Source organism: Streptomyces litchfieldiae, assembly GCF_031845365.1.
GTDB classification, from domain to species: Bacteria; Actinomycetota; Actinomycetes; order Streptomycetales; family Streptomycetaceae; genus Streptomyces; species Streptomyces litchfieldiae.
Genome location: NZ_JAVREL010000010.1, coordinates 166,561 through 187,367, shown reverse-complemented (window position 1 = coordinate 187,367; position 20,807 = coordinate 166,561). Strand labels below are relative to the sequence as shown.

Genomic DNA, 20,807 nt, shown 5'->3' with positions numbered 1-20,807 from the left:
GGGGGCGCGAGCACACCGCGGGGGCGCGCGGCGATCATCCACCACCCACAGTTACATTCTCGTTGCGCAATGTGCGCATCCGGGGCCCCCGCGCGGCCCACCCCCTAGGTATGGGTACACACACGAAGCTTCGCGCCTTCGCCGCGGCCGCCGCGCTCCTCCTCGCGGTCGCCGGTCCCCTGACCTCCGCCGCCGCGGCCCCACCCGTCACGGCCACCATCGGGACGCCAGGCGCCGAGCCCGCGCCGCTGCTGCGCACCGCCGACCCCATCCCCGGCCAGTACATCGTCACGCTCTCCGAGGACGTCACCCCGGACACCGCGATCGAGCGGGCGGTGCCGGGGGTCGAGCCGCTGTTCACCTACGACTCCGCCCTCAACGGCTTCGCGGCGAAGCTCACGCCGGAGCAGTTGACGGCGGTGCGCGCGCTGCCGGGCGTGACGGCCGTCGAGGAGGACGGCCACGCCACGGCCGAACCGGTGCGGGCGCCCGGCCCGTTGGCCCAGGCCTATAGCTGGGGGCTGGACCGGATCGACCAGTTCTATCTGCCGCTGAACCAGCAGTACAACGTCAACCACACCGGCGCGGGGGCCCGGGTCTTCGTGATCGACAGCGGAATCGACTACGGGCATCCGGAGTTCGGCGGGCGCGCCGTGTTCGGCTTCGACGCGATCGGCGACGGGCGCCACGGCGCCGACTGCGCCGGCCACGGCACCCATGTCGCGGGCACCATCGGCGGCGCGAACTTCGGCGTGGCCCGGCATGCGCTCCTGGTCAGCGTCCGGGTCCTCGGCTGCGACAACCGGGGCTCGTGGTCCGGGATCATCGCCGGCTTCGACTGGGTGGCGGACAACGCCCGGCAGCCCGCCGTGGTCAACGCCTCCCTCGGCGGGGACTTCAACCAGGCCGTCAACGACGCCGTGGACAACCTGGCCGCCCGGGGCGTGCTGCCGGTGGTGGCCGCGGGCAACGAGACACGGGACGCCTGCCAGGTCTCCCCCGCCAGCGCCACCTGGGCGCTGACCGTCGGCGCCACCGACCACAACGACAGGCAGACCGGCTTCAGCAACTACGGCCCCTGCCTCGAGATCTTCGCCCCCGGCCAGGCCATCATGTCGGCCCGGCTCGGCGGCGGCAGCGTCGCGCTGGACGGCACGTCGATGGCCAGCCCCCATGTCGCCGGGGTCGCCGCGCTCTACAAGTCGGCCCACCCGACCGCCGGTCCGTCCGAGGTGGCCAACTGGCTCATCGGCCAGTCCACCAAGAACGTGCTGGCCGTCTCGGCCAACTCCCCCAACCGCCTGCTCTACACCGGCGGTTTCTGACACCGGTTTCCTTGACACCGGGGTCCGGCGGCGTCCCTGCTCAGGGCGCCGCCGGGGCCGGGTGGTGGCGGCTGACCGGGACGACCATCGGGGTGCCGCTGACCGGGTCGGGGACGATGTGGCAGCGCAGCCCGAAGATCTCGGACACGGTCTCCTCGGTGATGACCTCGGCCGGGGCGCCCTCGGCCACGACGCGCCCCGCCTTCATGGCGACGATGTGGTCCGCGTACCGGCACGCCTGGTTCAGGTCGTGCAGCACCATCACCACGGTGCGGCTCTCCTGCCGGTTGAGGTCGGTGACCAGGTCCAGCACGTCGATCTGGTGGGCCAGGTCGAGGTAGGTCGTCGGCTCGTCCAGGAGCAGCACGGGGGTGCCCTGCGCCACGGCCATGGCGATCCAGGCCCGCTGGCGCTGGCCGCCGGAGAGCTCGTCGACCGTCCGGCCGGCGAGGTCGCTCATGCCGGTGGCGGCCAGCGCGGCGTGGACGGCGTCCTCGTCGCCCCGGGACCACTGGCGCCACCACGTCTGATGCGGTGAACGGCCGCGGCTGACCAGGTCGATGACGGTCAGCCCCTCGGGGGCCACGGGGGCCTGCGGCAGGATGCCGAGCCGTTTGGCGAGTTCGCGGGTCGGGATGGTGTGCAGGGCCCGGCCGTCCAGGTGGACGGCGCCGCTCTTCGGGGACAGCAGCCGGGCGAGGGCGCGCAGCAGCGTGGATTTGCCGCAGGCGTTGGCGCCGACGATGGCCGTGATCCGGCCGGGCGGCACGGCCAGGTCCAGGTCCTCGGCCACCAGCCGGTCGCCATAGGCGAGTTGGAGACGGGTCGCCCGCAGCTCGGGCTCGTCGGCCACGGGCGGCGCCCCGGCGGTCTTCGACGTGGTCATGAACGATCAGCCTCCCGAGCCCGCGCGGTTGACGCGGATGAGCAGCCAGAGCAGGAAGGGCGCGCCGAGCACCCCGGTGACGACCCCGACCGGCAGCTCCGTGTCGGGGATCAGTTGCCGGGCCACCAGATCGGCGAACAGGACGACGAGCGCGCCGGCCAGCCCGGAGGCGACGAGCGGCGGCCACGCGGCGCGCACCAGGCGCTGCGCGATCTGGGGCGCGGCCAGCGCGACGAAGGCGATGGGCCCGGCGGCGGCGGTGCCGAACGCGACCAGGCCGACGCCGGTGAGCAGCAGCGCCAGCCGCACGCGCTGCACGGCGGTGCCGAGCGCGGTGGCGACGTCGTCGCCGAGCTGGAGGGTGCGGGCCTGGCGGCTGAGCAGCAGCGCGGCCGGGACGAGCGCGATCATGGCCCACACCAGGGGCGTTATCTGGTCCCAGGTGCGGCCGTTGAGGTTGCCCACCAGCCAGCCGAGGGCGGCCTGCGCCTCGTTCATCCGGCCGCGGGCGGTCAGGTAGTCGGTGAGGCTGGTGCAGATCCAGGCGACGCCGATGCCGACCAGGACGATGCGGTATCCGGTGGTGCCGCGCTTCCACGCCAGCGCGTAGATGAGCAACGCGGTGGCCAGGGCGCCGAGCAGGCCCAGGGTCTGGGTGCCGAGTCCGCTGCCCCAGCCGAGGACGATGCCGCCCACGACGGCGGCGCCGGCGCCCTGGGTGATGCCGATCATGTCGGGGCTGGCCAGCGGGTTGCGGGTCATGGTCTGGAACACCGCGCCGGAGATGCCGAACGCGATGCCGACCAGCAGCCCGGCCAGGGCGCGCGGCATCCGGAACTCGCGTACCACCAGCAGCGTTCCGGGGTCGCCCGAGCCGAACAGGGCGCGTATCACCTCGTCGAGCGGCAGGGACACGTCGCCGATGGCGAGGCTGCCGCAGAAGAGCAGGAAGACGGCGACGGCCAGCACGGCGCAGACGGCGAGCTGCCGGGGCCGCAGGAACCCGGAGACGGGCGGCACGGCCAGCCGGAACGTGCGGGTGGGCGGGGATTCGAGGGTGGCCACGTCATACCTCCGCGAGGCGCTGGCGGCGCACCAGGGCGATGAAGAACGGGCCGCCGAGGAAGGCCACCAGCACCCCGGCCTGAATCTCGACGGGCCGGGCGACGAGCCGCCCGGTGAGGTCCGCGACGAGCATCAGGCAGGGGGCGAGCGCCGCCGAGACGGGCAGCAGCCAGCGGTGGTCGGGGCCGATGCCGGCCCGCTGGGCGAGGACCCGGGCGATGTGCGGCACGACGAGGCCGATGAAGACCACCGGGCCGATGAGCGCGACGGCCGTGCCGGTGAGCAGCGTCACGGCGGCCACGCCCTGGAGCCGGATCAGCCCGGTCCGCCGGCCGAGCGCCGTGGCCATGTCCTCGCCGAGCGCGAGGCTGTTCAGCGCGGGGGTGCAGGCCAGCGCGAGCAGCGCGCCCAGGACGAGGAACGGCAGCACGGTGAGCAGTTGTTCGCCGCGGGTGTCCGCGAGCGACCCGGCGGACCAGAACCGGAAGCGGTTCAGCGTCTCCGGCTTGGTCAGCACGATCGCGCTGGTGAGCGAGGACAGCAGCGCGGTGAGGGCCACCCCGGCGAGGGCCAGCTTCACGGGTGTGATCCCGGAACGCCCCACGCCGCCCAGCACATAGACGCCGACGCTGGCCACCAGCGCGCCGGCGAAGGCGAACCAGATGTAGCCGAACACCGATGCCACGCCGAACGACGCGCTGGCGAGCACGACGCCGAAGGCGGCCCCGGCGCTGACGCCCAGGATGCCGGGGTCGGCGAGCGGATTGCGCGTCAGCGCCTGCATCAGGCCGCCGGACAGGCCGAGCGCCGCGCCGGTGGCGAGGGCGACCAGCGTGCGGGGCACGCGGGCCGACCAGATGATGTTCTCCACCTGCTGGTCGGGGGCGTCGCCGAGGAGCGTGCGCAGCACCTGCCCGGGCGGGATGTCGCGGGCGCCCAGCCCCAGGGAGAGCAGGCAGAGCAGCGCGAGGAGCACCACGAGCGAGAGGACCAGCAGGAGGGGGCGCGCGGCCGGGCCGCCGCCCCGCTCCGTTCCGCCGTTCACGTCAGTCGGCCGGCTGTGCCACGGCGGTCGCCGGGTCGCCGTCCACGGCCGCCTCCAACTGCGGGACGAGCCGGTCGATGACGTAGGGCAGGCTCAGCACGGTGCCGAAGGTGAACGCCGCGCCGTAGTCGGTCGTTTCGCCGACGATGATCTCGCGGCCCTCCTGGGCCACGGCCAGGCCGCCGTAGAGCGGGTCGCCGTGCAGCTCGTCGACGGCGGTCTCCGGGTCGGGGACGAACCACACGGCCACGGACTGGTCGAGCAGGTCGGTGCGTTCCCTGCTGATGTTGGCGCCGAACTCGCCGCCGACCGCCTCGTCGAGGCCCTCGGGCGTCGTCAGGCCCAGGTTGGTGAGCAGCCGGGAGCGCGGGTCCTGCGGGCCGAAGACCCAGTAGCCCTCGTACGGGCTGGCCACGATGCCGGTGGCCTCCTGGAACTCGGCGTGCGCTTCCATCTCCGTCGCGAGCCGGTCCTCGACCTCCGTGACCAGGTCGCGGGCCGCCTCGGGCCGGCCGAGCGCCTGGCCGGTGATGAGGGTCTGCTCCTGCCAGGGGATGCCCCAGTCGACGTACTCCTCGGGGGCGGCGACCACCGGCGCTATCTGGCTGAGGCTCTCGTACTGCTCCTGGGTGAGGCCCGCGTAGAGCGCCAGGATCAGGTCCGGGTTGAGCAGGGTGATCTCCTCCAACTGGGGCCCGGTGCCCGGGTCCTCCAGCATGGTGGGCAGCTCGGCGTCGCCGATCTCCTCCTGGGCCCAGGGGCCGATGGCGGCGTCGTGCAGCCCGAGCCACTCGGTGGTGCCCACGGGCACCTTGCCCAGCGCCAGCACCGCGTCCTGGTCGCTCAGGCCGACGGTCATGATCCGCTGCGGCTCCTCCTCGATGGTGGTGGAGCCGAACCGGTGCTCGATGGTCACCGGGAACGCCCCCGGCTCGGCCTGCGCCTGGTCCCCGGCCCGGCCGCCGGTGCCGTCGCCGTCGTCCGACCCCGAATCGCCGGAGCCGCCGCAGGCGGCGGCGCCGAGGACGAGGACAGCCGCCAGCGTTGCGGTCAGCCGGGAGCGTCTGGTCGTTCGGTACATCAGTTTCTGTCCTTCGTCACGGTGGGGAGGAGGGGGCGGGGGGACGGCGGGCCCGGGTCGGGGGCCGGCCGGGACCGGGACCAGGCGGCCCACAGTTCCGCGTAGGTGCCGCCCGCGGCGCACAGCTCGTCGTGTGTGCCGCTGGCCGAGACCCGGCCGCCGTCCAGGACGACGATCCGGTCGGCGGAGCGGGCCTGGGTGAGCCGGTGGGCGACGATCAGCGCCGTTCTGCCTTCGAGGGCCCGTTCGGCGGCCCGTTCCAGCATCCGGGCGCCGGCGCTGCCCGCCTCGGCGGTGGCCTCGTCGAGCACGGCGATCGGCGGGTCGGCCAACACGAGCCGGGCGAGGGCGAGTTGCTGGGCCTGGGCGGCGGTGAGGCGGTGGCCTCCCGCGCCGACGACGGTGCCGAGGCCCTCGGGCAGCGCCCGGACCCACTCCAGCGCGCCGACCCGGTCCAGGGCACCGGTGAGGTCCGCCTCGGCCGCGCCGGGCCGGGCCAGCAGCAGGTCCTCGGCGAGGGGCCCGGCGAAGACGTGGACCTCCTGGGTGACCAGGCCGACGGCGCCGCCGGTGGTGACCGTTCCGGCGTCCGGCCGGTGGATGCCCGCGATCAGCCGGGCGAGCGTCGTCTTGCCCGCGCCGCTAGCGCCCACCAGCGCGACGTGTTCCCCGGGCCGCAGCGCGAGGTCGATGTCGTGCAGCACCGGGTGCCCGGGGCGGTAGCCGTAACTCAGGCCGGTGACCGTGACCGTGCCGGGGGCGGCGGGGCGCGGGGCGGGGAGTTCGGCTGGGGCCGGCAGGTCGGCGACCCCGATCAGCCGGCCGAGCCCGGCGGTCGCCGACTGGGCGTCGTCCAGCAGCACCAGGGCCGCGTTGACCGGGGTGAACAGGCTGTGGAAGTACAGCGCCGCGGCCGTGGCCGTGCCGATCGTGACGGCGTCCTGGCGGACCAGCACGAAGCCGGTCACCAGCACGGCGACCAGCCCGGTGTACTCGGCCAGGTGCAGCCGGCAGTAGAAGCGCAGCACCAGCCGCACCCCGCGCAGGGACACCGCCATGGCGGTGCCGGACCGTTCCGCGACGTCCGCCACCTGCCGTTCCTGGAGCCGGAACGCGCGCACGGTCGCGGCGCCGCCGATCGTGTCGAGCAACTGCTGCTGCTGGGCGCCCGTCACGACGCGCTGCTCGGCGTAGAGCGGGACGGCGCGGGTGACGTACCAGCGGGCGGTGTGCATCTGGATCGGCACGGCGAGCAGCGCGGCGAGCAGGAAGCGCCAGTCGAGAACGGCGAGCGCCCCCAGGGTGAGCGCGATGGCCAGCAGCGAACGGACCAGCTCGGGCAGGGCCTTGCGAACGGCCTGCGCGACCACCACGACATCGCCGGTGACGCGGGAGGTGAGGTCGCCGGTGCCCGCCCGCTCCACCCGCCGCAGCGGCAGCCGCAGGGCGTGTTCGACGAACCGTTCACGCACGTCGGCCAGCAGCGTCTCGCCGAGCCGGGAGACCAGGGACAGCCCGAGCGCGGTGGTGACGCCCTGCACGACGGCGACGACGGCGAGCAGGATCACGGGCAGGGTCAGCGCCCCGGCGTCGTGGCGTTCGGCGATGAGGTCGACGATGCGCCCGAGCAGCGGCTGGACGAGCAGTCCCACGGCGGTCGCGACGGCCATCGTGCCGAACGCGCCCATCGCGAGCCCCCGGTGCGCGCCGAGCAGCGCGCGGACGGCGGCGCGCACCCGGGCGGCCGTCGCCACGGGCAGCAGGTCCGCGTCGGATCTGCCGTCTCTCATGTCAGCACCGCCGCCCGGTAGGCGGGGTGCCGCTCGGCGAGAACGGCGTGCGGCGCGGCGTCCACCACCCGGCCGTCGTCCACCAGGACCACGCGGTCGGCGACGGCCAGCAGCGCGGGGCTGGTGGTGACCAGCACGGTGGTGCGGTCCGGCCGCGCCGTTCGCAGCCGCCGCAGGCCGGCCGCGACCCGCGCCTCGGTCACGGCGTCCACCGCCGTTGTCGGGTCGTGCAGCACCAGGACCGGCGGATCCGCGGCGAGGGCGCGGGCCAGCGCGACGCGCTGGCGCTGGCCGCCGGAGAGGGCGCGGCCCCGTTCGCCGACGGGCGTCCCGGCGCCCTCGGGCAGCGAGCGCACCACGTCGTCGGCCGCGGCGGCGGTCAGGGCGGCCGTCAGGTCACCGCCGTCGGGGGCGCCGGCGGCCACGTTCTCGGCGACGGTGCCCGCGAACAGGTCCGCGTCATGGGCGGCGACGAGCACGGCCGTGCGGTACTCGGCCGGGTCGAGGTCGTTGACGGGCACGCCGTCGAGTTCGACCGACCCGGCGGCCGACTCGGTCTCGCGGGTCAGGAGGTCCAACAGGCGCGTGGCGTGGGCCGGTTCGGTGACGGCGACGCCGAGGATCTCGCCGGGCGCGGCCTCCAGGTCGCTCCCGGCGGAGCCGCCGAGGTCCACGCCGCTCAGCCGGAGCCGGCCGGCGACCGGCCGGGACAGCTCGCGCCCGGCGGCGGTCACGGCGGCGGGGGCGTCGAGCACCGCGGCGACGCGGGCGGCGGAGGCCCGGCCCTGGGCGAGTTCGGCGCTGACCCAGGAGAGGGTGGCCAGCGGCCCGAGCAGGAAGAGGGCCAGGCCCACGGCGGACACCAACTGGCCCAGGCTGATGGAGCCCCCGGCGGCGAGCCGCCCGCCCACCAGCGCGACCGCGGCGATGAACAGGCCGGTGAGGCCGGTCGTCATGCCACTCTGCCAGGCCTCGGCGCGGGCGGCGCGCAGCGTGGCGGTGAGCGAGGCGCGGCTGACGCGCCGGTAACGGGCGACCGCGGCGGGCACGGCGCCCAGCCCCTTGAGGATCCGCAGCCCGGTCACGAGGTCGGCGGCGACGCCCGAGGCGTGGGCGGCGCGCTCCTGTTCGGTGGTGCTGCGGTGCTCCAGCGGCTTGCTCAGCAGGTGCGTCAGCCAGAGCAGCAAGGGCGTGCCCAGCAGCACCAGCAGCCCGAGTTCGGTGGAGACCCGCAGCAGCGCCACGGCGCCGGTCAGCAGTCCGGCGAGCGCGGCGATGCCGAGCATCAGGGCCATGGCGAACGAGCCGACGCGCCGGGTGTCCTCCGCGGCGATGCTGGTGAGCGCGCCGGGCAGGTGCCCTCGTTCGGTACCGCCGCCGGGGTGGACGACACGGCGGACGAGTCCCAACCGCAGGTCGTGCGCGGCCCGTTCGGCGGCGCGCTCCCCGACGCGGGCGGCGAACCGGAAGCAGGTGGAGAGCCCCAGGTAGACCAGGGCGAGCACGGCGAGCCAGAACACCAGCCCGCCGGTGTCGTCCCCGGCCACCGCGCGGTCGATCACCACGCCGATCAGCACCGGGACGAGCGCCTCGCCGACCTGGTGTCCGGCGCCCAGCAGCGCGCCGATACCCATGCCGCGCCACTGCGCGGCGATGGCCGACCGCAGGACGTGGCCGCCCGAGGGCCCGTCAGTTCTCACCACGCCTCCGACCCGCCCGACATCAACTTAGGTGAGGCTACCCTAATGATTGCGCCGGGGGTGCGGACCGGTGCCGGCATGATGTGCCGACACCCGTGGCCACTTACAGCACAGGAAGGTTTTTCCGCAGCTCGAAGGCGGTGACCTCGGAGCGGTACTCCTCCCACTCCTGCCGCTTGTTGCGCAGGAAGAAGTCGAAGACATGCTCGCCCAGCGTCTCCGCGACCAGCTCGCTGCGCTGCATCAACTGGATCGCCTCGCCCAGGTTCTGCGGCAGCGGCTCGATGCCCAGCGCGCGGCGCTCCGAGTCGGTGAGCGCCCACACGTCGTCCTCGGCTCCGGGCGGCAGCTCGTAGCCCTCCTCAACTCCCTTGAGACCGGCGGCCAGCAGCACGGCGTAGGCGAGGTAGGGGTTGGCGCCGGAGTCCAGGGAGCGGACCTCGATGCGGGTGGAGCCGGTCTTGCCCGGCTTGTACATCGGGACCCGGATCAGCGCCGAACGGTTGTTGTGGCCCCAGCAGATGTACGAGGGCGCCTCGCCGCCGGCGCCGGCCGTGCGCTGGGTGCCGCCCCAGATGCGCTTGTAGGAGTTCACCCACTGGTTGGTGACGGCCGAGATCTCCCCGGCGTGCCGCAGGAGTCCGGCGATGAACGAGCGGCCGATCTTGGAGAGCTGGTACTCGGCGCCGGTCTCGTGGAAGGCGTTGCGGTCGCCCTCGAAGAGGGACAGGTGGGTGTGCATCCCGGACCCGGGGTATTCGGAGAACGGCTTGGGCATGAACGTGGCCTGCACGCCCTGCTCCAGCGCGACCTGCTTCATCACCAGCCGGAACGTCATGATGTTGTCCGCGGTGGACAGCGCGTCCGCGTACCGCAGGTCGATCTCCTGCTGGCCCGGGGCGCCCTCGTGGTGGGAGAACTCCACGGAGATGCCCATCGACTCCAGCATGGTGATGGCCTGCCGCCGGAAGTCCATGCCGATGTTCTGCGGGGTGTGGTCGAAGTAGCCCGAGGTGTCCGCCGGGGTGGGGCGGGAGCCGTCCACCGGCTTGTCGTTGAGCAGGAAGAACTCGATCTCGGGGTGGGTGTAGAAGGTGAAGCCGAGGTCCGAGCTCTTGGCCAGGGCGCGCTTGAGGACATAGCGCGGGTCGGCGTAGGAGGGCGAGCCGTCCGGCATCAGGATGTCGCAGAACATCCGGGCCGTGCCCGGCGACTCCGCGCGCCACGGCAGGATCTGAAACGTGCTGGGCGCGGGCTTGGCGATCATGTCGGACTCGTGGACCCGGGCGAACCCCTCGATGGCGGAGCCGTCGAAGCCGATCCCCTCCTCGAACGCCTGCTCAAGCTCGGCGGGAGCGACCGCGACGGACTTGAGGAAGCCGAGCACATCGGTGAACCACAGCCGCACAAAACGGATGTCCCGCTCCTCCAGCGTGCGGAGCACGAACTCCTGCTGCTTCTCCATTTCCACCCATCCTCGCTGGTCAGACGGCTCTGTCCCGGGCCGCGGGGTCCTTGGGGCTCCTGAGCATCCCATCACAGGATTTCCGCGGCGTTGCGCATGCGCGACCGGGACGGCCCGGCTCCATTGTGGAACACCGCGGCGGAAGAAGCCGACACCACCTTTGGCCACACATCTACGGGGCGAATTTCACCGGCGGGGCCCGGACAAACCCCAGCTCAGCGACGTTTCCGCCGACAGCGTACGGTCCACCGCCGCCGCCCGCCCCGCTCGTTCGGGGGAGGTTTGCCCAACGGCCTGCGCCGGGGCCCGCGCGCCCTCTACTCTCCCGAGTCACACAGCGAGTTGTGGCCGCTACGACCGGTTGCCACCGTGCCCGCCGAGGCCAGTGAGGATGCCCATGGTGCACGCCGATGCTTTACACGCCCCTGGCCGCTCCGGCACGACGGGCAGATGGCTCGCCGCCCCCGCCCTGGTGGCGGCCGGCGCGGTCGCCGCCGCGTTCCTGGCCGGGGGCGACGCGTGGCCGGCCGTGCTGGGCACCGGAGCCGTCGCCGCGCTGGCCGTGCTCGCCCTGGCGGGCGAGACCGCGCGGCGGGGGCGGGTCATCGAGGCGCTGCGCGAGCAGGCGGAACAGCAGGCCGACGACACCGCCGTCCTCGTCTACGAGCTGATGCCGCCGCTGCTGGACCAGCTCAAGCGGGGCGTGGTGGAGGACCACGTCGTGCCGCGGCTGGCGCCGGGCCCCGCCTCGGACGTGCGGATCCACGCGGCGCACGAGACGCTGGTCTTCGCGATCGTCGACATGATGCGGGAGAAGGAGTTCCAGCGGGACTCCGGCAAGCGGGCCATCGTGAACGTCGCCAACCGCATCCAGTCCGAGATCCACCGCCTTCAACAGCACATCCGTTCCATGCAGTTCCGGCACGACACCCCGAAGATGCTCGGCGATCTGATGGTGGTGGAGCACGGCATCAACGTGGCCGGCCGGTTCGCCACCGCGCTGGCCGTCCTCGGCGGCGGCGTGCCGCTGCGCCGCTGGCGGGTGCCGATCACGCTCTACGACGTGATGCGCGCGGGCTCCGGCCCAATCGCCGAGTACACCCGGGTCACCCAGCACCATGTCGTCGAGACGGCGGTGGTCGGCGAGGCGGCCGAGTCGCTGATCCTGGTGATGGCCGAGCTGCTGGACAACGCCACCCGCTACTCGCCGCCCACCACCAAGGTGGTGATGAACGCCCAGGAGGTGTCCGGCGGCATCGAGGTGTCCATCGAGGACTGCGGCTCCGGCCTGACCGACGAGACGCAGCGCCGCGCCGAGTTCCTCCTGCGCCAGGGCGTGGACGGCATCGACCTGGAGGACCTGGGCGAGACGGCCCGGATCGGGCTGCGGGTCGCCGGCATCCTGGCCAGCCACTACGGCGCGCGGATCTCGCTGCGCCCGTCCACGGGCGCCGGCGTGCGCGCGGTGGTGTACCTCCCGGACGAGCTGTTCACCGCCGTGCCCCCGCCCTCCTACCCGACCTACGCGAAGCCGAGCCCGTTCGTGCCCCGCCCGCCGCGGCCGGCGGACGACGAGGAGACGCCCGTCTACGAGCGGGCCGCCAACGGGCTGCCGCAGCGCCGCAGCAGGCGCGAGCCGGACACGGCCCCCGCCGGGCAGGGCGCGGTCGCGCGCCGGGAGGCGCCCGAGGAGTCGGGGCGCCGGCCGCCCGGCCTGTGGGTGGACGCGTTCTTCGCGGGGCTGCGGGCCGAGCCGAGCGAGTGGCCGCCCACCGCCACCGACCCACCCGCCGGCGATCAGTCGCGCAACGAGTGAAGTTGTTCCAGCAGGCGGGCGGAGATTCCGGAAGATGAATGAGAAGCAGGTGACCCAGCGGCGGGTGTCCGGTCTGGACTGGATGCTCCGGGACCTGGCGGCCACCGTTCCGTGCGTCCAGCACATCGTCGTGCTGTCCTCGGACGGGCTGTGCATCGCGCAGCACGGCGACCGGCGGGACAGCTCGGAGCGGCTGGCCGCCGCCGCGTCCGGCGTGAAGAGCCTGGCGCAGTCGATCGCCGGTGAGTTCGCCCGGCGGCCCGAGCCGGACGAGGGCGAGATCCGGATGGTGCTGATGGAGCTGAACGGCGGCTTCTTCTATCTCATGTCGGCCGGCGCGAGGTCCTATCTCGCCGTCACCACGACCGACGAGGTCGATCCGGGCATGGTGGGCAACCGGATGCGCGATCTGGTGCAGCGCATCGGCGACCACCTGTCCACCGGCGCCAGGACCCCCGAGCAGGCCGCGCCGTGACAGCGACCGGCCGGGACGAGGACGGGAAGTCCGTTCCCCTCTATGTCGTCACCGGCGGGCACGCCGACCGGGCGGGGGCGCGGCGGCGGTCCCTCGCGCTGGACCTGGTCACCCTCGTGGTGGCCAACTCCGGGCCCGGGCCGGGCATGCCGCCGGAGCGGGCGGCGCTGCTGCGCGTCTGCCGGCGCCCGCTGTCGGTGGCCGAGATATCCGCCCATCTCGGCCTGCCGTTCAGCGCGGTCGTCGTCCTCCTCCTGGACCTGTACTCCGACGGACATGTGGAGATCAAGGAGTCACGCACCGAGCAGCGGCGGACCGCAGCGGATCCCGACCTCGCGACCCTGAAGGCGTTGATCGATGGGCTACAACGACTCTGAGTTCCCCGGTGGGCCCCGGGCGGCGGATCTGCTGCCCGACTCGGCCGAGAGATCGGTGAAGGTGGTGATCGCCGGCGGATTCGGCGTCGGCAAGACGACGATGGTCGGCTCCGTCAGCGAGATCCGCCCGCTGACCACCGAGGAGACCATGACCTCGGCCGGGGTCGGCGTGGACGACCTGGCCGGGGTGGAGTGCAAGTCCGAGACGACCGTGGCCATGGACTTCGGCCGGATCACGTTCGACGAGCGGCTGGTGCTGTACCTGTTCGGGACGCCGGGGCAGCAGCGGTTCTGGTTCCTGTGGAACGGCCTGCTGGAGGGGGCGCTGGGCGCGGTGGTGCTGGTGGACACCCGCCGACTGGAGGACGGCTTCCTGCCCATGGACCGGCTGGAGGAGAGCGGCGTGCCGTTCGTCGTCGCCGTCAACAACTTCCCCGACGCCCCGCTCCACCCGGCCGGTGAGCTGCGCGCCGCGCTGGACCTGCCCGACCACGTGCCGGTGGTCGGCTGCGACGCCCGCAAGCTCGACTCCAGCCGCGACGTGCTGCTGACGCTGCTGCGCTACCTCTACGCCACCGCCACCTCTTCCGCGAAGCCCCCGGAGGCCCCGTGACCGAGCCCTCGCCCGACCCGTCCCGCACCGAGCCGACGGCCGGGAAGTCCCCGGCCGAATCGACCGCCGAGAAGCCGCCGGCCACGTGTCCCGCCGCGCTGGGCCCCGGCGATGTGCAGCGGCTGTACGGCCCGGCCGCCGCGGCCGATCCCGCCACGCTCTACGAGCGGCTGCGCACCCGGCACGGCGCGGTCGCCCCCGTGCTGCTGGAGGGCGATGTGCCGGCCTGGCTGATCCTGGGCTACCACGAGATCCTTCAAGTGACGCGCAGCCCACGGCGGTTCAGCCGGGACGGGCGCAACTGGGCGGAGTTCCGCGAGGGCCGCGTCGGCACCGACTCGCCCATCGCGCCGGTGCTGCTGTGGGGCCCGGACTGCACGCACCAGGACGGGCAGGTGCACCAGCGGCTGCGCGGCGCGGTGAACGAGAGCCTTCAGCGCTTCGACCGGCGCGGCCTGCGCCGGCTGGTCCAGCGCAGCGCCCACCGGCTGATCGACGGCTTCGTGGAGCAGGGGCGGGCGGAGATCCTGTCCCAGTACGCGCAGCAGTTGCCGATGCTGACGCTGACGCAGGTGCTGGGGCTGCCCGAGGCGGAGGGGCCCCGGCTGGTGACGGCCAGCCGTCAGCTTCTGATCGGCACCGAGAAGGCGGTCGACGCCGACCGTTACATCCAGCGCGTGCTGCACCGGCTGGTGGAGCGCAAGCACGCGGCGCCCGGCCACGACCTGGCGTCCTGGCTGATCGCGCACCCGGGCGACCTGTCCGACGACGAGGTGAAGCACCATCTGCGGCTGGTGCTGGTCGCGGCGAACGAGACCACCACCAACCTCATCGTGAACACCCTGCGGATGGTGTTCGCCCACCCGCGTTTCCAGGGCTCGCTGCACGGCGGGCGGATGACGCTGCCCGCCGCCGTGGAGCAGGTGCTGTGGGACGAGCCGCCGATCTCGGTGTGCCCGGGCGGGTTCGCCCTGCACGACGTGGAGCTGGGCGGCCAGAGCATCAGGAAGGGCGACGTCTTACTCCTGGGCCTGGCCGCGGGCAACGCCGACCCCGGGATCCGCCCGGCGCCCGGCGCGCTGATGCACGGGAACCGCTCGCACCTGGCCTTCACCAGCGGCCCGCACGAGTGCCCGGGCCAGGACATCGGCCGGGCCATCACGGTGACCGCGATCGAGGTGCTGCTGGCCCGGCTGCCGGACATCCGGCTCACGGTCGAGCCGGCGGAGCTGAGCTGGTCCGCGTCCACCTGGTCGCGTCATCTGGACGCGCTGCCGGTCGCGTTCACCCCCCGCCGGCCGGCGCCCGCCGAGCAGGAGCCGGCCGCCCGGGACCGCCCGGCGGCCCCGGCCGCGTCACACGCCCCCGCCACCGCGGCGGCCGGGGCCGGCCCGGCTACCGGACGGGTGCGGGGCTGGCGGGCGGCGCTGGACTGGCTGCTCGGCCGGTGAGCCGGACGGGCCGGGGCACCGCCGGGCCGGGCGTGCCGTCCGGGGTGTAACGCGCCGAGGCCGTGCCCCACCACTCGTTGGCGGCCATCCAGGCGCGCAGCCCGTCCGCGTACCGCTCCACCGCCGCCGCGCCCCGGGCGTTCAGCCGCCAGTGGACGCACAGCGCGGGGAGCCGCGCGGCCACCGTCTGGAACAGCGCCACCCGCGCGGCGACCAGGCCGACGACCTGCGCGGTGGCCTCCGCCCGCGAACAGCTTCGCGCGCGCTGCCGGATGAGCAGCAGATTGTGCGGGTCGTCCTGGGCCTCCTCGCGTTCCACCGAGTGCACGTCGTTGCAGAGGAAGATCACATCGCCGGCGCAGCGGGTGAGGGTCTGGAGCTCGCGGCTCCAGTACGCGCCGGGCGGGATCTCGAAGTGGCCGGCGCGTTCGATGAGATCGAAGCAGGGCGCGGTGCCCACGGCCTGCCGCCGCAGCGCGACGTAGGCGTCCTCCGCCAGCCGGGTGCCGAGGTGCCTGTTCTGCGCCTCCTGGAGATAGGCGAGGAAGAACCGCGTCAGGTGACCGGCCGCGCGCTGCCGCCAGGACGGCGACATCCCGGCCGCGCTGCGCCGCCACAGGTCGGCGTAGGCGCGGGTGAGGGGCAGGTCCAGCCGGGGCGGGGCGCCGGGCGCGCGGTAGGGGATGGCGGCGAGCTCGGTGGCCAGCCGCGCCGCCCGTTCGGGCTGCCGGTCCAGCGGCCCGTCGAACTGGTCGTCCAGCGGGAAGCCCAGGCAGACGGCGTCCGTCACCAGGTGCAGGTCGTCACCTGTGGCCTCGGGGTAGGCGGACGCCGCCAGGTCGGTCAGCCGCCAGTCCAGATAACGGCGCAGCACGCCCGGCTCGTTGACCAGCCCGTGCGCCCGCATCCAGGCGATGTGGCGCTTCCGGGCCCGGTCGCACCCGGCGCCCCGGCGGGCGGCGAAGGGCAGCGCGAAGCGGACGTCCTGCGGCATGTCACCCCTTCCGGCGGGACCCTCGGTGACGTGGAGTAGCTCTGCCCTCACGCGCTCCCGGGCAACCGCGCTTTGCCACATCCTGGCCGAATATGCGGACTGCGTTTCGGATTGCCCCCGCTCACGGGCGTGTGTCCGCCCGGACAACGACCGGAACGCGCCGCCCAACGACCCATAATGTCAATCGGACGATTAGACTCGGTCGCGTGCCACAACTACGTATCGCCCTGAACCAGATCGACTCCACCGTCGGTGATCTGACCGGCAACGCGGAAGCCGTGCTGCGCTGGACGCGGCACAGCGTGGACCGCGGCGCGCACCTGGTGGCGTTCCCCGAGATGATGCTGACCGGCTACCCGGTCGAGGACCTGGCGCTGCGCGCGTCCTTCGTCTCGGCCAGCCGCCGCGCCCTGGGCGAGCTGGCCACTCGCCTGAACGAGTCAGGGCTCGGCGAGGTACCGGTCGTCGTCGGCTATCTGGACCGGTCCGAGGACGAGATCCGGGAGAACGTGGGCCAGCCGGCCGGCGCCCCGCGGAACGCCGGCGCCGTGCTGCACCGCGGCCAGGTGGCGCTGACGTTCGCCAAGCACCACCTGCCGAACTACGGGGTGTTCGACGAGTTCCGCTACTTCGTGCGGGGCGACACCCTGCCCGTGGTGCGCGTCCACGGCGTCGATGTGGCGCTGGCCATCTGCGAGGACCTGTGGCAGGAGGGCGGCCGGGTGCCGGCGGCCCGCGCGGCCGGGGCCGGGCTGCTGCTGACCATCAACGCCTCGCCGTACGAGGTGCACAAGCACGACACGCGGCTGGAGCTGGTGCGCAAGCGGGCGCAGGAGGCCGGCTGCGCGGTGGCGTATCTGGCCATGGTCGGCGGCCAGGACGAACTGGTCTTCGACGGTGACACGATCGTGGTGGACCACGACGGCTCGGTCATCGCCCGCGCTCCGCAGTTCGCCGAGGAGTGCCTGCTGCTGGACCTCGACCTGCCGGCCGCCGCGCCGACACCGCCCTCGGGCCGGGTGCAGGACGGGCTGGAGATCGACCATGTGACGCTGTCGGCCGACCCGCTCCCCCGCTACGAGCCGCGCCACCTGGGCGGCGAGGCGGCGCTGCTGGACGACACCGAGGTGGTGTACCAGGCGCTGGTCACCGGCGTGCGGGCGTATGTGAACAAGAACGGCTTCCGTTCGGTCCTGATCGGGCTGTCCGGCGGCATCGACTCCGCGCTGACCGCCACGATCGCCTGCGACGCGCTGGGCGCCGAGCACGTGTACGGCCTCTCGATGCCCTCGCGGTACTCCTCGGAGCACTCGCGCAGCGACGCGGCCGAGCTGGCGCGCCGCACCGGACTGAACCTGCGGACGGTTCCGGTGGGCGGGATGTTCGACGCGTATATGTCGGCGGTGGAGCTGACCGGGCTGGCCGAGGAGAACCTTCAGTCCCGGCTGCGCGGCACGCTGCTGATGGCCGTGTCCAACCAGGAGGGCCACATCGTGCTGGCCCCGGGCAACAAGAGCGAGCTGGCCGTCGGTTACTCCACGCTCTACGGCGACTCGGTGGGCGCCTACGCGCCGATCAAGGACCTGTACAAGACGGGCGTCTACCGGCTGGCCAGGTGGCGCAACGAGGCGGCGGCCCGGCGCGGCGAGACCCCGCCCATCCCGGAGAACTCGATCGCCAAGCCGCCGAGCGCGGAGCTGCGGCCGGGCCAGGTGGACACCGACTCGCTGCCGGACTACGACGTGCTGGACCGGGTGCTGGAGCTGTATGTGGACCAGGACAGGGGCCGGGCGGAGCTGATCACCGCCGGTTTCCCGTCCGAGCTGGTCACGCGGGTGCTGCGGATGGTGGACACCGCCGAGTACAAGCGCCGCCAGTACCCGCCGGGCACCAAGATCTCGCCCAAGGGCTTCGGCAAGGACCGCCGGCTGCCGATCACGAACCGCTGGCGGGAGGAGCCGGGCGCGGCTCCCACTAAAGACCCGGAGCGCCCCACACCGGGAACCAGCGCGTGAGGTCCTCCTCCAGGCGCAGGTCGTCGCCCAGCAGGGCGCGGACCTGGAGCTCCAGTCCGTTGTCGCGGCGCTCGGTGGCGCCGGGCAGCGGCGCGAAGGGGTAGAACGTGCCCCGCTTGTACAGGTAGACCAGCGCCAGCGGGCGCGGCCGGCCGGGCTCCCCGTCCGCCGGCCGCGCCTCGAAGCAGGTGAGCGAGCACAGGAGTTGGGGGCCGAAGCCGGCGTCGCGCAGCGAGGTGTTCACCGCGTGCAGATCGTTGACCAGGCCGGTGAGGTCGTCCGCGCCGTGCCGGGCCAGCAGCCAGGTGTAGCCGTAGGAGTCCTGGCTGAACTCCACGGGGATGCCGCCGGTGGCCGTGTCCGCGTCCAGCAGCTCCCGCACCTCCTGCCGCACACGGTCGAACGCGCCGCCCTCCACGCTGGCGAAGCACACCGAGCCCAGCCCGGTGGGCGTGAATCCGGCGCCCGCCTCCAGCGTGACGGCGGCCGACGGCACGGCGAAGAGCTGGTCGAGGTCGGGCGGCGCCGGCTTGCGGCGGCCGAGGATGGCGTCGAGGAAGCCCATCGCGCCCGTCACCTCCCGAGCTGGCCGGACAGCTTCGCCAGCCGGTCCAGGCGCTGCTCCAGCGTGGGGTGCGAGGACAGCAGCCGGCTCAGGCTGGCGCCGGACGACAGCGCGGGGGCGAAGAAGAACGCGTTGAACGGCTCGGCCTGCCGCAGGTCGCGGGTGGGGATGCGGGCCATCTGCCCGGAGACCTTGGTCAGCGCCGAGGCCAGCGCGGAGGGCCGGCCGGTGAGCAGCGCCCCGGCGCGGTCCGCGGACAGCTCGCGGTAGCGGGACAGCAGCCGGGTGAGCAGGAAGCTGATCACGTACACCAGGGCGCTGATCAGCGGGATGAGCAGCAGGAAGATGTTCTGGTTGTTGCGCCCGCCGCGGCCGAAGAGGCCGGTCCACAGGGCCATCCGGGTGATGAGCCCGGCGAGCACGCCGAGGAACGCGGCGATGGTCATCACGGCCACGTCCCGGTGCGCGACGTGCGACAGCTCGTGCGCCAGGACGCCCTCCAGCTCGTCGGGCTCCAGCCGGCGCAGCAGCCCGGTGGTGGCGCAGACCAGCGACTTCCGCTGGCTGCGGCCGGTGGCGAACGCGTTGGGCACGTCGGTGTCGGCGATCGCGACCCTGGGCTTGGGCATGTCGGCCAGCGCGCACAGCCGGTCCACGGCGCCGTGCAGCTCGGGCGCCTGCTCGGGGGTGACCTCGCGGGCGCCCATGCTGAACGCGGCGATCCGGTCGCTGAACCAGAACTGCGCGGCGAACAGGCCGCCCACCATGACCACGATCAGCGGCCACGCCTTGCCGAACGCGGCGATCAGCACCCCGGTGAAGACCACGTAGAGCAGCCCGATCAGGAACATGGTCAGCACCATGCGGTTCGTCAGCCCCCGGTCGGGGACGTATCGGGTCTTCGCCATGTCTTCCTCCCGTTCCCCCGCGAGCTGCCCCTCCCCTCAAAAGTAGATCAGCCCAGGGCAAAAGGGAGAACGGGAGCGAACGGGGTCAGAGATCCACGCGGGCGGCCACCGGCAGGTGGTCGCTGCCGGTCGCGGGCAGCGTCCAGGAGGAGACCGGCTCCAGGTCGCGGACCAGGATCTGGTCGATCCGGGCCATCGGGAAGCCGGCCGGCCAACTGAAGCCGAAGCCGGCGCCGGCCGCGCCCTGGGTGGAGCGCAACTGGGAGGTGAGCGGGGCCAGCGCGCCGTCGTTCATGGTGCCGTTCAGATCGCCCGCCAGCACGGTGCGGGGCAGCGGCTCGGCCGCGATGGCCCGGCCCAGCAGGTCGGCGGCGTCGTCCCGCTGCTCGGCGGTGAAGCCGGCCCGGAACTGCACCCGGACCGAGGGCAGGTGCGCGACGTACGCGGCGATCTCGCCGCCCGGCGCGCTGACGGTGGTGCGCATCGCCCGGGTCCAGCCCATGCCGATGTCCACGGGGCTGGTCTGGCTGAGCGGGTAGCGGCTCCACAGCCCGACGGTGCCCTGCACGCTGTGGAACGGGTGGCTGGCGGCCATCTCCTCCTCGTAGGTGGGGAGCCGGTCGGCGGGCAGCTCCTGGAGGGCGATGAGGTCGGCGCCGGACTCGGCGAGCTGCCGGGCGGTGGCGGCGGGGTCCTCGTTCGCGGCGTCCACGTTGTGGCTGACGACCATCAGCGCGCCGCCGTCGCCGGACTTGTCCAGCAGCAGTCCGCCGAAGAGGTTGAGCCACACCAACGCCGGCAGCACCACGGCGATCACGGCCGTCGCCGAGCGGCGCAGCACCGCGCAGCCGGCCAGCACCGGGATGGCCAGGCCCAGCCACGGCAGGAAGGTCTGGGTGAGGCTGCCCAGGTTCCCGATCTGGTTGGGGATCTTGGAATGCAGCAGCATGATCAGCGCCAGCAGCAGGGCCAGGCCGCCCACGATCCAGCCGCGCCGCCAGCGGCCGACGCGGTCCCGCCAGCGCGGCTTGGCACCACCACCGCCCCCGGCGGCTCCGGCGCCGTCGTCGGCGCCCTCGTCCGGTCGGGTTTCCGGGGTGTACAAACGTGCCATCCGCTGCCCTCGCTGACGTCGCGCTCCGCCTCGGGAACCCCTCTGCGAGCCCCGGATACGTGTGATCTCAAGACGGTCACGACGGTGCGCGGGGTTCCGTTATACCAGCACCCTCTTTTCGT

The 20,807-nt window shown here is 73.5% G+C and carries 18 protein-coding genes; 7 read left to right on the top strand and 11 right to left on the bottom strand.

The features are described from left to right. The first annotated feature begins 110 nt into the window (after positions 1-110). Positions 111-1,325, top strand: coding sequence for a S8 family peptidase (locus RM590_RS18645; protein WP_311705747.1), 1,215 nt, complete (start codon positions 111-113; stop codon positions 1,323-1,325). Positions 1,326-1,365: 40 nt separating this feature from the next. Here the strand turns inward: RM590_RS18645 and RM590_RS18640 are convergent, their stop codons facing one another. The 7 genes from RM590_RS18640 to glnA all read right to left on the bottom strand — a co-directional run bounded on the left by RM590_RS18640 (position 1,366) and on the right by glnA (position 10,357). Beyond that, positions 1,366-2,211 (bottom strand): ABC transporter ATP-binding protein, encoded by an 846-nt coding sequence (locus tag RM590_RS18640; protein ID WP_311705746.1) that lies wholly within the window; start codon positions 2,209-2,211, stop codon positions 1,366-1,368. A gap of 6 nt (positions 2,212-2,217) precedes the next feature. Continuing rightward, positions 2,218-3,276: a FecCD family ABC transporter permease gene (locus RM590_RS18635; RefSeq protein WP_311705745.1), complete on the bottom strand. Its 1,059-nt coding sequence runs from the start codon at positions 3,274-3,276 to the stop codon at positions 2,218-2,220. 1 nt (position 3,277) lies between these two features. Beyond that, complete coding sequence (locus RM590_RS18630) at positions 3,278-4,321, bottom strand: FecCD family ABC transporter permease (protein WP_311705744.1); 1,044 nt, start codon at positions 4,319-4,321, stop codon at positions 3,278-3,280. 1 nt (position 4,322) lies between these two features. Next, positions 4,323-5,402 carry an iron-siderophore ABC transporter substrate-binding protein gene (locus RM590_RS18625; protein WP_311705743.1) on the bottom strand — a complete coding sequence of 360 codons (1,080 nt, stop codon included), beginning with the start codon at positions 5,400-5,402 and terminating at the stop codon, positions 4,323-4,325. After that, positions 5,402-7,192, bottom strand: coding sequence for an ABC transporter ATP-binding protein (locus tag RM590_RS18620; protein WP_311705742.1), 1,791 nt, complete (start codon positions 7,190-7,192; stop codon positions 5,402-5,404). Before RM590_RS18620 ends, RM590_RS18625 begins: the two co-directional genes overlap by 1 nt. Further along, entirely contained in the window at positions 7,189-8,892 is a 1,704-nt protein-coding gene (locus RM590_RS18615) for an ABC transporter ATP-binding protein (protein ID WP_311705741.1), read from the bottom strand. The genes RM590_RS18620 and RM590_RS18615 overlap by 4 nt, the downstream gene beginning before the upstream one ends. A 103-nt stretch (positions 8,893-8,995) precedes the next feature. Next, a complete protein-coding gene (gene glnA / locus RM590_RS18610; protein ID WP_311705740.1) occupies positions 8,996-10,357 on the bottom strand; it encodes a type I glutamate--ammonia ligase in 1,362 nt (453 codons plus the stop codon). Between the two features lie 397 nt (positions 10,358-10,754). On the opposite strand from glnA, the gene RM590_RS18605 reads away from it, so the two are divergent. The 5 genes from RM590_RS18605 to RM590_RS18585 are packed head-to-tail and all read left to right on the top strand — an operon-like array spanning position 10,755 to position 15,089. After that, complete coding sequence (locus RM590_RS18605; protein ID WP_311705739.1) at positions 10,755-12,173, top strand: ATP-binding protein; 1,419 nt, start codon at positions 10,755-10,757, stop codon at positions 12,171-12,173. A 34-nt stretch (positions 12,174-12,207) separates the two neighbouring features. Further along, on the top strand, positions 12,208-12,648 hold the full coding sequence (locus RM590_RS18600; RefSeq protein WP_311705738.1) for a roadblock/LC7 domain-containing protein: 441 nt from the start codon (positions 12,208-12,210) through the stop codon (positions 12,646-12,648). Next, on the top strand, positions 12,645-13,025 hold the full coding sequence (locus RM590_RS18595; RefSeq protein WP_311705737.1) for a DUF742 domain-containing protein: 381 nt from the start codon (positions 12,645-12,647) through the stop codon (positions 13,023-13,025). Before RM590_RS18600 ends, RM590_RS18595 begins: the two co-directional genes overlap by 4 nt. Next, entirely contained in the window at positions 13,006-13,638 is a 633-nt protein-coding gene (locus RM590_RS18590) for a GTP-binding protein (RefSeq protein ID WP_311705736.1), read from the top strand. The genes RM590_RS18595 and RM590_RS18590 overlap by 20 nt, the downstream gene beginning before the upstream one ends. Then, positions 13,635-15,089, top strand: coding sequence for a cytochrome P450 (locus RM590_RS18585; protein WP_311705735.1), 1,455 nt, complete (start codon positions 13,635-13,637; stop codon positions 15,087-15,089). Before RM590_RS18590 ends, RM590_RS18585 begins: the two co-directional genes overlap by 4 nt. Here RM590_RS18585 and RM590_RS18580 read toward each other — a convergent pair. Further along, positions 15,034-16,083, bottom strand: a complete 1,050-nt coding sequence (locus RM590_RS18580; protein ID WP_311705734.1) for a terpene synthase family protein — start codon at positions 16,081-16,083, stop codon at positions 15,034-15,036. The two genes, RM590_RS18585 and RM590_RS18580, sit on opposite strands and share 56 nt — an antisense overlap. A 206-nt stretch (positions 16,084-16,289) precedes the next feature. On the opposite strand from RM590_RS18580, the gene RM590_RS18575 reads away from it, so the two are divergent. Continuing rightward, entirely contained in the window at positions 16,290-18,098 is a 1,809-nt protein-coding gene (locus RM590_RS18575) for an NAD+ synthase (protein WP_311705733.1), read from the top strand. Here RM590_RS18575 and pspAB read toward each other — a convergent pair. From pspAB to RM590_RS18560, 3 genes are all read right to left on the bottom strand, one after another. Continuing rightward, a complete protein-coding gene (gene pspAB, locus RM590_RS18570) occupies positions 18,058-18,663 on the bottom strand; it encodes a PspA-associated protein PspAB (protein ID WP_311705732.1) in 606 nt (201 codons plus the stop codon). The two genes, RM590_RS18575 and pspAB, sit on opposite strands and share 41 nt — an antisense overlap. 8 nt (positions 18,664-18,671) lie before the next feature. Next, on the bottom strand, positions 18,672-19,571 hold the full coding sequence (htpX, locus tag RM590_RS18565) for a zinc metalloprotease HtpX (protein ID WP_311705731.1): 900 nt from the start codon (positions 19,569-19,571) through the stop codon (positions 18,672-18,674). 85 nt (positions 19,572-19,656) lie between these two features. Next, complete coding sequence (locus RM590_RS18560) at positions 19,657-20,685, bottom strand: endonuclease/exonuclease/phosphatase family protein (protein ID WP_311705730.1); 1,029 nt, start codon at positions 20,683-20,685, stop codon at positions 19,657-19,659. Positions 20,686-20,807 lie beyond the last annotated feature (122 nt).